This is a genomic window from Streptomyces gossypii (genome assembly GCF_025165795.1).
GTDB lineage: Bacteria > Actinomycetota > Actinomycetes > Streptomycetales > Streptomycetaceae > Streptomyces > Streptomyces gossypii.
The window spans coordinates 345,910-360,815 of record NZ_JAJAGO010000004.1 but is presented as its reverse complement, the minus strand read 5'-3'; the positions used below and the strand labels follow the sequence as shown (position 1 = coordinate 360,815).

The window sequence follows — 14,906 nt, the reverse complement described above, 5'->3', positions numbered from 1 at the left end:
TGCCCGGTGTCATCCGCCGGGCGCGGTCACGAAATCGATCAGTTCCTCCACCCGTCCCAGCAGCTGCGGTTCCAGGTCGCGGTAGGAGCGGACGCCGCCCAGGATGCGCTGCCAGGCCGCGCCCGTGTTCGGCGGCCAGCCCAGTGCCGAGCAGACGCCCGTCTTCCAGTCCTGCCCGTGCGGTACGCGCGGCCAGGCCGCGATCCCCAGTGAGGACGGCTTCACCGCCTCCCAGACGTCGATGTACGGATGGCCGACCACCAGCACGTCCTCGCCCGTCACCCGCGCCGCGAGGCGGGACTCCTTGGACCCCGGTACCAGGTGGTCCACCAGCACTCCCAGCCGGGCGTCCGGCGCCGGGCCGAAGTCGCGCACGATCGCGGGCAGGTCGTCGATGCCCTCCAGGTACTCGACGACCACGCCCTCGATGCGGAGATCGTCGCCCCAGACCTTCTCGACGAGCTCCGCGTCGTGGCGCCCCTCGACATAGATGCGGCCCGCCCGCGCCACCCGCGCACGGGCTCCCGGCACCGCCACCGACCCGGAGGCCGTACGGCGTGGCGCGGTGCCGCCGCCCCCCGCCCGTGGCCGCACCAGCGTCACGACCTTGCCCTCCAGCAGGAACCCGCGCGGCTCCAGCGGGAAGACCCGGTGCTTCCCGAAGCGGTCCTCCAGCGTGACCGTGGGCCCCTGCGCCGTCTTCTCGCAGCGGATCACCGCCCCGCAGAAGCCCGTCGTGACCTCCTCGACCACCAGGCCGGGGTCCGCGGGCAGTTCGGGGGCGTCCTTCCCTGACTGCTTCCAGGGCGGGGTGAGGTCGGGATCATAGCCACGGCTGCGCATGCGCCCATTCTTCACGTCCCCGTAGCCCGCGTGCTGTCGGGCTTCCGCACCGTGCGCCCGTGCGCACCCTCAGGCCGAGCGGAAGCGCAGGGCAAGCTCGTCCCGTTGGCGGCGAACGAACGCGGCGTCCACCGTCGCCCCGTGTCCCGGCACGTACCGCGCGTCCTCCCCGCCCAGCTCCAGCAGCCGGTCCAGCGCGGCGGGCCAGCGCGCCGGATGCGTGTCCGGGCCCGCCTGGGGCCGGCCGGACTCCTCCACCAGATCGCCGCAGAAGACGACCGCCGGATCACCCGGCCCGGAGCCTGGCACCAGTACCGCCAGATCGTGCTCGGAGTGCGCCGGGCCCAGACCGGCCAGCAGGACCTGCCGGTCGCCGCCCAGCGAGACGGTCAGCTCGCCGGTGACCGCCTGCCGCGGCGCGACCACCACGTCCGCCGCCTCGGCCGCCTCCCGGAGAGACACCCCGTGCTGGACGGCGCTCGCCCGCAGCGCCTCCCGGCCGGGGGACCGGGCGGCGAGCAGCACTTCCAGCCCTTCGGCGCCGTACACCCGCACACCGGCGAAGGCCGCGGTGCCCAGCACATGATCGAAGTGGCCGTGCGTGAGTGCCACATGGGTGACCGGGCGTCCGAAGCGCGCCTGTACCGCCCGGCGGATTCCGGCGCCCTCGCGCAGCGTCGCACCCGTGTCGACGACGAGCACGCCGTCCGGCCCGGCGATCGCGCCCGTCGTCGCGTCCCAGCGCGGCAACCGCCTGCGAGCCACTCCCGAAGTGATGTCTTCCCACCCGGTGTCTTCCCATCCGGCGTCCATACGGGGACGCTATCGGGAGCGTGACTTGTGCACCGACCCGGCACGTCCCGACTCGGGTGGGGGCGCGATACCGTCGGGCAGGCCACCCTTGCCCCGGCAGCGGGGCCCGGCCGTACACTGGCTCAGGAACTGCTGGCACTCATGGTGGAGGAGTGCCAGGACGAACGGAACCACAGCCGGCCGGCCGGGAGGAGGTGCGCGGTGCTCAGTGAACGCAGGCTCGAGGTGCTGCGCGCCATCGTCCAGGACTACGTGGGCACCGAGGAGCCGGTGGGCTCCAAGGCGCTCACCCAGCGGCACAACCTCCAGGTCTCCCCGGCCACCGTCCGCAACGACATGGCGGCGCTGGAGGACGACGGCTTCATCGCCCAGCCGCACACGAGTGCGGGCCGGGTCCCCACGGACAAGGGCTACCGCCTCTTCGTGGACAAACTGGCGGGCGTCAAGCCGCTGTCCCACCCCGAGCGCCGCGCCATCCAGAACTTCCTGGACGGCGCCGTCGACCTCGACGACGTGGTGGGGCGTACGGTGCGGCTGCTCGCGCAGCTGACCCGGCAGGTCGCCGTCGTCCAGTACCCGTCACTCACCCGCTCGACCGTGCGCCACGTGGAGCTGCTGCTCCTCGCGCCCGCCCGGCTGATGCTGGTGCTGATCACCGATACCGGCCGGGTCGAGCAGCGCATGGTCGACTGCCCGGCGCCGGTCAGCGAGACCACCGTCGCGGATCTGCGAGCCAGGCTGAACAGCCGGATCGCGGGTCAGCGCTTCGCCGAGGTGCCGCCGCTGGTGCAGGATCTCCCCGAGTCCTTCGATCTGGAGGACCGGGGCACGATCTCGGCACTGCTGGCCACCTTGCTGGAAACCCTGGTCGAGGAGACCGAGGAGCGGTTGATGATCGGCGGCACCGCCAATCTCACCCGCTTCGGGCATGACTTCCCCCTCACCATCCGCCCCGTCCTGGAGGCACTGGAGGAGCAGGTCGTTCTGCTGAAGCTCCTCGGTGAATCCACGGAATCGGGCATGACCGTACGAATCGGGCATGAGAATGCTCACGAAGGACTGAGTTCCACATCGGTCGTTTCGGTCGGCTACGGTTCGGGAGAAGAGGCGGTCGCCAAACTCGGCGTGGTGGGACCGACCCGAATGGACTACCCAGGAACGATGGGAGCGGTACGCGCAGTGGCACGTTACGTCGGACAGATTCTCGCGGAGTCGTAAGTGGCGACGGACTACTACGCGGTCCTCGGCGTGCAGCGCGACGCCTCGCAGGACGAGATCAAGAAGGCGTTCCGGCGGCTGGCTCGCGAGCTGCACCCGGACGTCAACCCGGACCCGAAGACCCAGGACCGCTTCAAAGAGATCAACACCGCCTACGAGGTGCTGTCGGATCCGCAGAAGAAGCAGGTCTACGACCTCGGCGGCGACCCGTCGGCAGGTGCTGCCGGAGCGGGCGGCGGCTTCGGCGCGGGCTTCGGCAACTTCTCCGACATCATGGACGCGTTCTTCGGCACCGCCTCGCAGCGCGGACCGCGCTCGCGCACCCGGCGGGGCCAGGACGCCATGATCCGGCTCGACATCGAACTGGACGAAGCCGCGTTCGGCACAACCAAGGAAATCCAGGTCGACACGGCCACCGTCTGCGGTAGCTGCAGCGGTGAGGGGGCGGCGCCCGGCACCTCGGCGCAGACCTGCGACATGTGCCGCGGCCGTGGCGAGGTCTCACAGGTGACCCGGTCCTTCCTGGGCCAGGTCATGACCTCCCGTCCATGCCCCCAGTGCCAGGGCTTCGGCACCGTGGTGCCCACCCCGTGCCCGGAGTGCGCCGGAGACGGCCGGGTCCGCTCGCGCCGCACGCTCACGGTCAAGATCCCGGCCGGAGTGGACAACGGCACCCGCATCCAGCTCGCGGGCGAAGGCGAGGTCGGCCCCGGCGGCGGACCGGCAGGCGACCTGTACGTGGAGATCCACGAGGCCGCGCACCCGGTCTTCCAGCGGCGCGGAGACGATCTGCACTGCACGGTCACCATCCCCATGACGGCGGCGTCCCTCGGCACCAAGGTGCCGCTGGAGACGCTGGACGGCCTGGAGGAGATCGACGTCCGGCCGGGCACCCAGTCCGGCCAGTCGGTCCCGCTGCACGACCGAGGCATCACCCACCTCCGCGGCGGCGGCCGGGGGCAGCTCATCGTCCACGTCGAAGTCCTGACACCGACCAAGATGGACCACGAGCAGGAGGAACTCCTGCGCCGGCTGGCCCAGCTGCGCGGCGAAGAGCGACCCCAGGGCCACTTCCAACCGGGCCAGCAGGGCCTCTTCTCCCGCCTGAAGGACGCTTTCAACGGGCGCTAGTTTTGAAGGATGAGGGAATGTCAGCGCCGTCACTCTTCGAGCTCATCGAGCATCCTGTCGTGCAGGCCCCGATGGCAGGTGGAGCGGCCTGCCCGGAGTTGGCCGCAGCCGTCAGCGGGGCGGGTGGGCTCGGTTTCCTCGCCGCCGGTTACAAGACCCCGGAGGCCATGTATGAGGAGATCAGGGCGCTCCGCAGGCTGACCGACCGTGCTTTCGGCGTGAACCTCTTCATGCCGCAGCCGGACAACGCAGACGCCGCCGCCCTCACGGTCTACCGGGACCAGCTCGCGGGTGAGGCCGCCTGGCACCAGACCGCTCTGGGCGACCCGGACCAGGGCACCGATGACGCGTTCGAGGGCAAGCTCGCGATTCTGCTGGAAGACCCGGTGCCGGTCGTCTCGTTCGCCTTCGGCTGCCCGCAGCAGCGGGTGCTGGAGCAGCTGGCCGAGGCGGGCACCCTCACCGTGGTCACGGTGACCTCGGTCGCGGAGGCGGAGACCGCCCAGTGGTCGGGGGCGGCTGTCCTGTGCGTCCAGGGTGTGGAGGCCGGGGGCCACCAGAGCACCCATCACGATGACGTGCAGCTGGACGGCACGGGCTCCGGCATGGGCCTGCTGCCGCTGCTCACGCAGGTCAAGGAGGCCGTCTCGCTGCCGCTGATCGCGGCGGGCGGGCTGATGCGCGGTGGTCAGATCGCGGCGGTGCTGGCGGCGGGCGCGAGCGCCGCGGCGCTCGGTACGGCGTTTCTGGTCTGTCCGGAGTCCGGCGCGAACGCGCTGCACAAGCGCGCCCTGACGAGCAGCCTCTTCACCCGCACCGAGCTGACGCGGGCGTTCTCGGGGCGCCCGGCGCGCGGTCTGGTCAACCGCTTCCTGCGCGAGCACGGAAAGTACGCTCCAGCGGCCTATCCGCAGGTGCACCACATGACGTCGACGCTGCGCAAGGCCGCCGCCAAGGCGGGCGATCCGCAGGGCATGGCGCTGTGGGCCGGTCAGGGCCACCGGCTGGCGCGCGAACTTCCCGCCGCGCAGCTGACCGAGATGCTGACCGCCGAACTGTCCGTGGCCCGTGAGGAGATGAGCGGCCGGGGCGCCTCGTGACCGCTGCGTTCTTCCTTGCCGACCGTGCCGTGCTCACCGTCGGAAGGGTGCTGCTGGAGGGGCCCGAGGGGCGGCACGCCGTCTCGGTACGGCGGATGCGGGTCGGTGAGGAGGTCGTGCTCACCGACGGCGAGGGCACCGGGGCGTATGGCACTGTGGCCTCGGTGGAGGGCAAGGACCAGCTTGGGGTCGAGGTCACCGACGTACGGGTGGAGCCCGAGCCGAGGCCGCGGCTGACCGTCGTTCAGGCCCTGCCCAAGGGCGATCGGGGGGAGCTGGCCGTCGAGACGATGACGGAGACCGGGGTGGATGTCATCGTGCCGTGGGCCGCCTCGCGCTGCGTCACCCAGTGGCGCGGGGAGCGCGGGGCGAAGTCCCTCGCCAAGTGGCGGACCACGGCACGCGAGGCGGGGAAGCAGTCACGACGGCTGTGTTTCCCACGGGTCGCGGATCTGGTCACCACCGCGCAGCTGGGGCGGCTGCTGGCGGACGCCGAATTCGCGGCCGTGCTGCACGAGGACGGAGGCACGCCGCTGGCGACGGCGGAGCTGCCGGACAGCGGGGACATCGTGCTCGTCGTCGGGCCGGAGGGCGGGGTCACCCGCGAGGAGCTGACAGCCTTCGCGGACGCGGGCGCGGACCCGTACCGGCTGGGTCCCAGCGTGCTGCGCACCTCCACCGCGGGCACGGCGGCATCGGCGCTGCTCCTCGGCCGGGTCGGGCGCTGGAACTGAGCAGCTGCGACCGCGCGGGCCCCGCGCAGCCGGTAACATCCGCTACGTAAACGGTCCACGAAGCACAGCGGGAGGCGCCACCGTGGCGGGAGAACCGCAGGCCGACTGCCTGTTCTGCAAGATCGTCGCTGGTGAAGTCCCCGCGACCGTCGTCCGCGACACCGAGACGACGCTCGCCTTCCGGGACATCAACCCGCAGGCGCCCACGCACGTACTGGTGATTCCCAAGGCGCACTACCGGGATGCCGGATCGCTTGCCGCCGAGGCCCCGCAGCTCGCCGCCGACGTGCTGCGCGAGACGGCGCTGGTCGCCGAGCAGGAGAAGATCGCGGTGACCGAGGGCGGTCCCGGTACGGGCTTCCGGGTCGTTTTCAACACCGGTACCGGTGCGGGCCAGACGGTCTTCCACACCCACGCCCATGTGCTCGGTGGCCGCGGGCTCAACTGGCCTCCCGGCTGAGTTCGGGGCGGCTTCCTTGTCCGTACGCGAACTGGTCGTGCTCGGCACGGCCAGCCAAGTGCCCACCCGGCACCGGAATCACAACGGCTACCTGCTGCGCTGGGACAGCGAGGGGATCCTCTTCGATCCCGGCGACGGCACTCAGCGCCAGATGGTGCAGGCCGGAGTCGCGGCGCACGACCTCAACAGAATCTGTGTCACGCACTTCCACGGCGACCACTCGCTCGGCCTTGCCGGGGTGATCCAGCGCATCAACCTGGACCGGGTGCCGCATCCGGTCACGGCGCACTTCCCGGCCAGCGGCCAGCTCTTCTTCGACCGTCTGCGCTATGCGACGGCCTACCGCGAGACGGTCGACCTGCGTGAGGAGCCGGTGCGCGAGTCCGGCGTCCTCAGCGCGGGCCCCGCCTTCACTCTGGCCGCGCGCCAGCTGTCCCACCCTGTCGAGTCGTACGGCTACCGGCTGACCGAGCCGGACGGCCGCCGGATACTGCCACGGCTGCTGGCCTCGCACGGCATCAAGGGCCCGGACATCGGACGGCTCCAGCGCGAGGGGAGCCTGCGCGGGGTGACGCTTGCGGAGGTCAGCGAGCCGCGCCTCGGGCAGCGGTTCGCCTTCGTGATGGACACCCGGCTCTGCGACGGGGTCTACGAGCTGGCCGAGGGCTGCGACATGCTCGTCATCGAGTCCACCTTCCTGGACGAGGACGTCGCGCTCGCCCAGCAGTACGGTCATCTCACCGCAGGCCAGGCGGGCCGGATCGCCGCCGAGGCGGGCGTACGGCATCTGGTGCTGACGCACTTCAGCCAGCGCTACGGAGACCCCACCGCCTTCGCCGGCCAGGCGCGTGAGGCGGGGTTCGAGGCCGAGCTGACCGTCGCGCAGGACCTGATGCGCATTCCGGTGCCGAAGCGCGCGCACACCCGCTGAACCCCTCGCCCCCGTGCAGCCGGGGTCGAGGGTCAGAAGCCCAGCTTGCGCAGCTGCTTCGGGTCGCGCTGCCAGTCCTTGGCGACCTTGACATGCAGGTCGAGATAGACCGGAGTGCCCAGCAGCGCTTCGATATGGGTGCGGGAGGCCGTCCCCACATCCTTGAGCCGCTTGCCCTTGGGGCCGATGACGATGCCCTTCTGGCTGGGGCGCTCGATGTAGATGTTCGCGTGGATGTCGAGCAGCGGCCGGTCGGCCGGCCGGTCCTCCCGGGGGATCATCTCCTCGACCACCACCGCGATGGAGTGCGGCAGCTCGTCCCGTACGCCTTCGAGCGCCGCCTCGCGGATCAGCTCGGCCACCATGACCTGCTCCGGCTCGTCGGTCAGGTCACCGTCGGGGTAGAGGGCGGGGCCCTCGGGCATCAGCGGGACCAGCAGGTCGGCCAGCAGCGAGACCTGGTCGCCGGCTACCGCGGACACCGGGATGATCTCGGCCCACTCCAGGCCCAGTTCGGTGCCCAGCTGGTCGATGGCGATCAGCTGCCGGGCCAGCGCCTCGGAGTCGACGAGGTCCGTCTTGGTCACCACCGCGACCTTGGGCGTCTTCCGCGCCTCCGCCAGCTCCTTGGCGATGAAGCGGTCACCCGGGCCCAGCTTCTGGTCGGCGGGCAGGCAGAAGCCGATGACGTCGACCTCCGCCCAGGTGGTGCGGACCACGTCGTTCAGCCGCTCGCCCAGGAGCGTGCGGGGCTTGTGCAGCCCGGGGGTGTCGACGAGGACGAGCTGAGCGTCCGCGCGGTGCACGATGCCGCGCACGGTGTGCCGGGTGGTCTGCGGACGCGTCGACGTGATGGCGACCTTCGTGCCCACCAGCGCGTTGGTCAGGGTCGACTTGCCCGCGTTGGGGCGGCCGACGAAGCACGCGAAGCCCGAGCGGTGCGGCGCCGCGGCGGTGTCCGGGGCGTCGGGGGAGGGGGAAGGTGCGCTCATGACGACCATTGTCCCTGATCGTGTGGCGCGCTCCGACCGCGTGGTCCCTGCGGCCGCACGCGGGGCGCACGCGGCCGACTGCGGGGGCGTGCCCTGTGGGGTGCGCGCCGGGTCGGATCAGCCCGCCGCGAGGGTGGCCCGCAGCACGCCGTCCGGCCCCGCCAGCAGCACGGGTGTGGCCGCGCCGCCCAGGTCCCGTACGGCGCTGAGGTCGTCGGCGGGCACCTCCTCCTCCGCCGAGACCACCGCCGCCGCCTCCAGCGAGGTGGCGCCCGACGAGACCGCCATCGCGACCGCCGCACGCAGCGCGCTCAGCCGCAGCGAGGGCAGATCGACCGACCCGGCCACATAGGTGCGCCCCGTGTCGTCCCGTACCGCCGCGCCCTCCGGCACGCCGTTGCGGGCGCGTGCGCTGCGCGCGAGGGTGAGGATCTTGCGGTCTTCCGGGTCCAGCGCCTCGTCACTCATACGCATGAGCATAGGCGGCGGCACGGGCACCTCCCACGGGGCGTCCCAGCTCAGTCCTGCTCCCCGGGCTCCGTCCCGCGGAGCAGCGCGCCCGTCCCCTCGGGGGTGAAGGCGGCCAGCGCCCCTTCGATCCGGGCGAGCGTGTCGGGGTGCAGTCCGACCCCCGCCGCCGAGAGGTTCTCCGCGATGTGCGCGGGGGTGCGGCTGCCCGGGATCGGCACCACGTGCTCGTACTGGTGCAGCAGCCAGGCCAGTGCCAGCTGCCCCGGGGTCAGGCCCAGGTCGGCGGCGATGGAGCGCAGCGGGGCGTACCGGTCGTTGTTCGCCCGCAGGTTGGCGGCGTCGAAGCGCGGAATCTGCTGCCGGAAGTCGCCCTCGTCGAGCTGCCGTACGGTGCCGGTGAGGAAGCCGCCGCCCAGCGGGCTCCAGGCCACGATGCCCACGCCCAGCTCCCGCGCGGCGGCGTACAGCTCGGGGTCGACCGGCTGCCACATCGACCACTGGGTCTGTACGGCGGCGACCGGGTGCACCGCGTGCGCGCGGCGCAGCTGGCCGGCGGTGACGTTGGAAAGACCCAGCTGCCGTACCAGGCCGCCGTCGATGAGGTCCGCGACCGCTCCGACGGTGTCCTCGAACGGGACCTCCGGGTCGGGGAAGTGCGGGTAGTACAGGTCGATCACGTCGGTGCCGAGATTGCGCAGCGACTGCTCGGCGTAGCCGCGTATGTGCTTCGGCTCGGCGTTCACCGCCAGTTCCCCGAAGGCGTACGTGACGGGGAAGCGGTGCGGTGCGGCGCCCTCGGGGATGCGGAAGCCGAACTTCGTGGCGAGGACCACCTCGTCCCGACGGCCGCGCACCGCCTTGCCGACGACGCGCTCGTTGTGGCCGTCCGCGCCGTAGCCGTCGGAGGTGTCGATCAGGGTGGCGCCCTCGTCGAGTGCGGCCCGCAGTGCGGTCCCGGCGCGGTCGTCGTCGATCTCGCCGTACACGCCGGGCGAGAGCACCATGGCGCCGAAGCCGATCGAGGAGGTGGTCAGATCCCCCAGGGTGCGGGAGCGGAGCTGGTTCACGGAGACTCCTGGCGGTTGTGCCGTTTCCGGGCGGCTGCCCGGCTGCGCACCACTCTCGGACCCGCCCGGGCCCGCCGTCCAAGACCTTCGGCTATAACCAGGGGTTATGGACGTCCACGTGCGCGACCTGCGCTACTTCATAACCGTCGCCGAGGAACTGCACTTCACTCGTGCCGCCGAGCGCCTGTATGTCTCACAGCCCGCCCTTTCCAAGCAGATCCGGGCACTGGAAAGGCAGTTGGGGCTGCACCTCTTCGAGAGACAGGCCCGTGCCGTGACGCTGACCGCCGAGGGGGAGGCGCTGCTGCCGGGTGCGCGTGCGCTGGTCGCGGGCTGGGAGCGCACGCTCCGCGAGGCCCGTACGGCGGGGGCGGGGGTCTCGCTCACCGTCGGCATGCAGACGGCCGTCGGCCGCGATCTTCAGCGGGAGGCGCTGAGCGCGCTCCGGAAGCGTGGCTGGCGGTTCTCGCTGCGCCTCGTCAGCTGGGAGGATCCCACCGCAGGGCTGGCCGACGGCGGTTCGGACGTGGCGTTCCTGTGGCTCCCGGTGCCCGAGCCGGTGCCCGGGGGCCTGGCTTCGCGGGTGCTGGTACGCGAGGCGCGCTGGGTGGCCCTGCCGCTCGGGCACCGGCTCGCGGGCGGCGACTCAGTCCCGTTCGCCGAACTGCTCGACGAGCCCTTCGTGGCGCTGCCGCGCGCGGCCGGGGTGCTGCGGGACTTCTGGCTGGCGCTCGACGAGCGGGAAGGCCGGGAGCCGGTGATCGGAGCCGAGGCGGCATCGCCTGACGAGGTGTTCGAGGTGGTGGCGGCGGGCCTCGGTGTGGTGCTGCTGTCAGAGGGGAACGCGCGCCTCTACCCGAGGCCCGACCTGATGCACCTGCCGGTGGACGGACTGGCGCCGTGCGAACTGGCCCTGGTCTGGCGGGCGGACGACACGCGCGCGGAGATCGCCGAGTTCCTGACGGCTTTCCCGCCCGCGTCGCCGGTTACGGCGTGATCAGGGCCGCCCGAGCCCGCACCGCCCGAGCCCGCACCGCCCGAGCTCCCGGATGCCTCAGCCTGCCATCGGGCGCAGATGGGGGCGGCACCCCTCCGAGGCGATGAGGTGTTCCAGCTTCCCCACCGTGCCGGTGTCCGGGACGGGGTTGTGCAGCACGATCGTCAGGTCCGGGCGGGCCGGGACATGCAGATGGCTGCTCTCGAAGAACAGCGCGCCGACCACCCGGTGCTCGACCTCCTTCCGCAGCTGCCCGCCCGGCTGCACATCGCCGCGCGCCCACAGCTCGGTGAACTCCTCACTCTCGGCGGTCAGCTGGTCGAACAGCAGTCGGAAGCCCTCATCCTCCGGCCGTTCCGCCTGCGACTGCCGGAACTGGGCCACCACCGCGGGAGCAGTCCTCTCCCAGGACGTCAGCCTTCCCCGGTACACGGGGTCGGTGAAGAAGCTCGTGAGGCAGTTGTCGCCCACGTGCAGGCCGAACACCAGCCTCGCCGCGTCGTTGAGTGCGATCGCGTTCCAGTACGCATCGAGGATGTGCGCCGGGAACGGCATCCAGGCGTCGATCAGCCGTCTGAACCCGCCGCACAGGTGGCCCGGCTCGAACTCCGAGCGGGCCAGCGGCGGGTTGAGCCCGGCCAGGATGTACAGGTGGCGCCGCTCTGCGTCGCTCAGCCGCAGCACCCGCGCCACCGCGTCGAGCACCTGCGGCGAGACGGTGATGTCCCGCCCCTGCTCCAGCCACTGGTACCAGGAGGCACCGACCCCCGCGAGCACCGCGACCTCCTCGCGGCGCAGCCCCGGCGTACGGCGACGGCCGCCGCCGTCCGGCAGCCCCACATCGGCCGGGCTGACCCGCGCCCGGCGGGTCATCAGGAAGTCGCGCAGCTCCTGCTGGCGCCGTGATCTGGTGGCGGGCATGCTCCCCCGCGCGGTGACGGCAGCGATCGGACGCGCCACGTTTCTCCCCCTCGGCCGTAGCCCTCGACTGGTGGCCCTTCGACTGGTGGTCGGGCCACCAGGTGAAGCACCCACTCCCCACGATCTGTTCCCCGGCCGCAGGCTCATGTGCATGGCAACAACAGATACCCGCCGGGGGACGTCCGCCGGATCCCCGCGGCTCACACCCCCGCCCCCGCCGGACGCACAGCGGCTGACCTCCCGCGACAGGATGATCCTCGCCGTCCTGTGCGCCGCGCAGTTCATGGTGGCCCTCGACTTCTCCATCCTGAACGTCGCCCTTCCCACGATGGGCGCCGACCTCGGCTTCGCCCGCGCCGACCTCCAGTGGGCGATCACCGCCTTCGCACTGCCGTCCGGGGGCCTGCTGCTGCTCTTCGGACGCGTCGCCGACCTGTACGGCCGCAGGCGGCTCTTCCTCGCCGGACTCGTCGCCTTCACTGCGGCGTCCCTGCTGGCCGCACTCGCCTGGAACCCGGCCTCGCTGCTCGCAGGCCGCGCACTGCAGGGCGTGGCCGCCGCGGTCATCGTCCCGGCCGGGATGTCGCTGCTGACGACCACCTTCCCCGAAGGGCCGCAGCGGGCCCGCGCGCTGAGTGTCAGCGGAGCGCTGATGGCCCTCGGATTCACCGTCGGCATGGTGCTCGGCGGGGTCCTCACGGACGCCTTCGGCTGGCGCTCCACCATGGCGCTGCTGGCGGCGGCGGGAGCCGTCGTCACCCTGTTCGCCCCGGCCCTGCTGACGGAGAGCCGCCGCAGCGGCCGACCGCGGCTGGACGTCCCCGGTGCGGTCACCATCACCGGCGGACTGCTGTCGGTGATCTACGCCCTGTCGACCGCCGCCGAGCACGGCTTCGGCCGCGCGGACGTGATCGGCGCGCTGGTCGCGGGTGCGGTGCTCCTGCTGCTCTTCGTCTGGGCCGAGTCCCGCACCGAACAGCCGCTGGTCGATCTGCGGATGCTGCGCCGCCGTACGGTCTCCTGGGGCATCCTCGGCGGACTCGCCGCCTTCTCGATGATGAGTTCGGTCATATTCCTCGCCACCCTGTATCTCCAGGACGTGCGCGGCATGACCCCCATGAAGTCCGGCCTGGTCTTCGGCGTGATCGGGCTGGCGGCGGTGGCGGGCGGGATCGTCGCCCCCCGGCTGGTGGGGAGGTTCGGGGCGGCACGCACGCTGGTCGCGGGCCTGCTGGTGCAGGGCCTCTTCTCCAGCGTGCTGCTGTTGATCGACGAGAGCGCCGCGGGCACCTGGCTGATCCTCACCGCCGGTTCACTCGCCTGCTTCGGCCACCTCTTCGCCGTCGTCTCCTACGGACTGACGGTCACCTCGGGTGTCCCGGACAGCGAGCAGGGTCTGGCCACCGGCCTGGTCACCAGCGCCCAGCAGGTCGGGCTGACTCTGGGCATCCCGCTGCTGAGCGCTCTGTCCTCCAGCCGGACCGAGTCCCTGGACGCCGACGGCTCCTCGGCCTCCGAGGCGCTGCTGGGCGGCCTGCGGCTGGGCATGGGGGCGGACGCGGTGGTCCTGGTGACGGTGGCCGCGCTGGTGGCCGTCGGTCTGGCGGACAAGCTGCGGGCCCGCGCGTGAGCTCTTCAGCGGGACATGACGCAGAGTTCCCACGCCTGCTCGTTCGGGCCGCGGAACGGGATGGTGCGGTAGCTGTCGGTGCTGCTTCTCCACGCCACCTTGCTTGCACAGCCTGTGGGGGTTGAGCCCGTCGTGCCGGACAGACCGGTCGAGGTGGCCGAGGCCGAAAGCCGCTTCACGACGGTGTACTTGGTGGCAGCGGACCAGCAGGGGACCTCGACCCACTCACCGGCGACCTGCTCCCCGTCCTCCGCGTGGGGAGCGACGTAATGGACGCAGTCGTCGACCTGGGCAGCGGCGAGGTCGCCGTTCAGGTCGGCGCTGACCCAGTTGGCGAAGGACTCGTGCTCGGTGTAGAGGAGGCCCAGCACCACGACGGCCGCACAGAGCCAGCCGAAGGCGACCGCTCCTCCATTGCTCGACTCCTTGGGCTTCGTGCTGCTTTGCGGCGTGCTCCGGCTCGGCGGCGTGGGCGTGGGCGTGGGCGTCGGCTTCGGCGTCGGCTTCGGTTTTGGCTTGGGCTTCGGTTTTGGCGTCGGGCTCGGCATCACCCGAGTCCGTGGTGGGGGCTTGACCGGGATGGTGGCCCTGGTCTTGGTCTTCGTCTTGGTTGTGCCGGTGCCGGTGCCCGCGCCCGCCGTCTTCGCCCCCGGCTTCGGCGTCGTCTTGGGTCCGGGCGGTGGCTTGGGCTTCTGCTTCGAGGACTTGAGCAGGCCGAGCGCCTCGTCGACCGCCGGGCGGTCGCCCGGCTCCTTCGCCAGCAGGCCTGCGATCAGCGGTTCCAGGCGCCCGGCACGCCGCATCGGAGGGACCTCTTCGTAGGCCACCGCGTGCAGCGATCCGGCCGGGCTCTCCCGGTGAAACGGGCAGTTCCCTTCGACTGCCTCGTAGAGCGTCGTCCCCAGCGAGAAGAGGTCGCTCTCGGCCCGTCCCCCCTCACCGTGTGCCCGCTCCGGCGAGAGGTAGGGGAGCGAGCCGATGATCAGTCCCGTGGCGGTCAGCGTCGAATCGGTCTGATTGACCGCGATGCCGAAGTCGGTGAGCAGAACTGTGCGGTCCGCGGTCACCATGACGTTCGCCGGTTTGACGTCGCGGTGCACGATGCCCTGTTCGTGTGCTGCCCGGAGGGCCTCCAGGAGCGCCTCGGCGACCTTCGCGGTGCTGTCCACGGACAGGTGGCGCTTCTTCCGGAGGCGCTCCTGGAGCGTGCCCCCGGACACCAGCTGCATCACGATCCACGGGGCCCCGTCCACGAGGACGACGTCATGGATGCTGACGATGTGGGGATGGTCCCGAAGTTTCGCGGCGTTCCGCGCTTCGCGTCCAGCCCGGTGTAAGCGGTCCTGCCGGGCGGCCGGGGACAGCCCCTGCTCAAGCATCAGCTCCTTGACCGCCACGTCGGTCTGGAGCGTCTCGTCGCGGGCCTCCCAGACCCGCCCGAACCCGCCGGTGCCCAGGATGCGGGAAAGGCGGTAGCGGCCGCCGATCAACTGCCCCTGCTGTGTCCCCTGTGCCACGTTTCCCCCGTACGCTATCTGCCGCGGCTGTCAGCAGGGTAGCGCCCCGGGTGAGGGGCGACGAGCGGGCGGGCGGGGCGA

15 protein-coding genes are annotated in these 14,906 nt (G+C 71.7%); 8 read left to right on the top strand and 7 right to left on the bottom strand.

Annotated elements, in window-relative coordinates:
* Positions 1-9: 9 nt before the first annotated feature.
* Positions 10-843, bottom strand: coding sequence for a DUF3097 domain-containing protein (locus LHJ74_RS10775; RefSeq protein ID WP_260217684.1), 834 nt, complete (start codon positions 841-843; stop codon positions 10-12).
* Positions 844-912: 69 nt separating this feature from the next.
* Positions 913-1,656 (bottom strand): MBL fold metallo-hydrolase, encoded by a 744-nt coding sequence (locus LHJ74_RS10770; RefSeq protein WP_260217683.1) that lies wholly within the window; start codon positions 1,654-1,656, stop codon positions 913-915.
* Positions 1,657-1,857: 201 nt separating this feature from the next.
* Between LHJ74_RS10770 and hrcA the strand changes: the two genes are divergently transcribed.
* The 6 genes from hrcA to LHJ74_RS10740 all read left to right on the top strand — a co-directional run bounded on the left by hrcA (position 1,858) and on the right by LHJ74_RS10740 (position 7,230).
* The gene (gene hrcA, locus LHJ74_RS10765) at positions 1,858-2,874 is read left to right on the top strand and encodes a heat-inducible transcriptional repressor HrcA (protein ID WP_260217682.1); all 1,017 of its coding nucleotides are present in this window, start codon (positions 1,858-1,860) and stop codon (positions 2,872-2,874) included.
* Positions 2,875-4,005 (top strand): molecular chaperone DnaJ, encoded by a 1,131-nt coding sequence (gene dnaJ / locus LHJ74_RS10760; RefSeq protein WP_260217681.1) that lies wholly within the window; start codon positions 2,875-2,877, stop codon positions 4,003-4,005.
* A gap of 17 nt (positions 4,006-4,022) precedes the next feature.
* A complete protein-coding gene (locus tag LHJ74_RS10755) occupies positions 4,023-5,105 on the top strand; it encodes a nitronate monooxygenase (RefSeq protein ID WP_260217680.1) in 1,083 nt (360 codons plus the stop codon).
* Positions 5,102-5,839: a 16S rRNA (uracil(1498)-N(3))-methyltransferase gene (locus LHJ74_RS10750; RefSeq protein ID WP_260217679.1), complete on the top strand. Its 738-nt coding sequence runs from the start codon at positions 5,102-5,104 to the stop codon at positions 5,837-5,839. The genes LHJ74_RS10755 and LHJ74_RS10750 overlap by 4 nt, the downstream gene beginning before the upstream one ends.
* A gap of 82 nt (positions 5,840-5,921) precedes the next feature.
* A complete protein-coding gene (locus LHJ74_RS10745; RefSeq protein ID WP_260217678.1) occupies positions 5,922-6,299 on the top strand; it encodes a histidine triad nucleotide-binding protein in 378 nt (125 codons plus the stop codon).
* A gap of 16 nt (positions 6,300-6,315) precedes the next feature.
* Positions 6,316-7,230 carry a ribonuclease Z gene (locus tag LHJ74_RS10740; RefSeq protein ID WP_260217677.1) on the top strand — a complete coding sequence of 305 codons (915 nt, stop codon included), beginning with the start codon at positions 6,316-6,318 and terminating at the stop codon, positions 7,228-7,230.
* 32 nt (positions 7,231-7,262) lie between these two features.
* Here LHJ74_RS10740 and era read toward each other — a convergent pair whose 3' ends face one another.
* The 3 genes from era to LHJ74_RS10725 form a co-directional block, all read right to left on the bottom strand.
* A complete protein-coding gene (era, locus tag LHJ74_RS10735) occupies positions 7,263-8,222 on the bottom strand; it encodes a GTPase Era (protein WP_260217676.1) in 960 nt (319 codons plus the stop codon).
* Positions 8,223-8,339: 117 nt separating this feature from the next.
* Complete coding sequence (locus tag LHJ74_RS10730) at positions 8,340-8,702, bottom strand: cytidine deaminase-like protein (RefSeq protein WP_260217874.1); 363 nt, start codon at positions 8,700-8,702, stop codon at positions 8,340-8,342.
* A gap of 38 nt (positions 8,703-8,740) precedes the next feature.
* Entirely contained in the window at positions 8,741-9,760 is a 1,020-nt protein-coding gene (locus LHJ74_RS10725) for an aldo/keto reductase (RefSeq protein ID WP_260217675.1), read from the bottom strand.
* A gap of 106 nt (positions 9,761-9,866) precedes the next feature.
* Between LHJ74_RS10725 and LHJ74_RS10720 the strand changes: the two genes are divergently transcribed.
* Positions 9,867-10,757, top strand: coding sequence for a LysR family transcriptional regulator (locus LHJ74_RS10720; protein ID WP_260217674.1), 891 nt, complete (start codon positions 9,867-9,869; stop codon positions 10,755-10,757).
* 57 nt (positions 10,758-10,814) lie between these two features.
* Here LHJ74_RS10720 and LHJ74_RS10715 read toward each other — a convergent pair whose 3' ends face one another.
* Positions 10,815-11,678 carry a helix-turn-helix transcriptional regulator gene (locus tag LHJ74_RS10715; RefSeq protein WP_260217873.1) on the bottom strand — a complete coding sequence of 288 codons (864 nt, stop codon included), beginning with the start codon at positions 11,676-11,678 and terminating at the stop codon, positions 10,815-10,817.
* Between the two features lie 151 nt (positions 11,679-11,829).
* Between LHJ74_RS10715 and LHJ74_RS10710 the strand changes: the two genes are divergently transcribed.
* On the top strand, positions 11,830-13,308 hold the full coding sequence (locus tag LHJ74_RS10710) for an MFS transporter (RefSeq protein WP_260217673.1): 1,479 nt from the start codon (positions 11,830-11,832) through the stop codon (positions 13,306-13,308).
* Between the two features lie 5 nt (positions 13,309-13,313).
* On the opposite strand, the gene LHJ74_RS10705 is transcribed toward LHJ74_RS10710, so the two are convergent.
* A complete protein-coding gene (locus LHJ74_RS10705) occupies positions 13,314-14,825 on the bottom strand; it encodes a serine/threonine-protein kinase (RefSeq protein WP_260217672.1) in 1,512 nt (503 codons plus the stop codon).
* Positions 14,826-14,906: the final 81 nt, after the last annotated feature.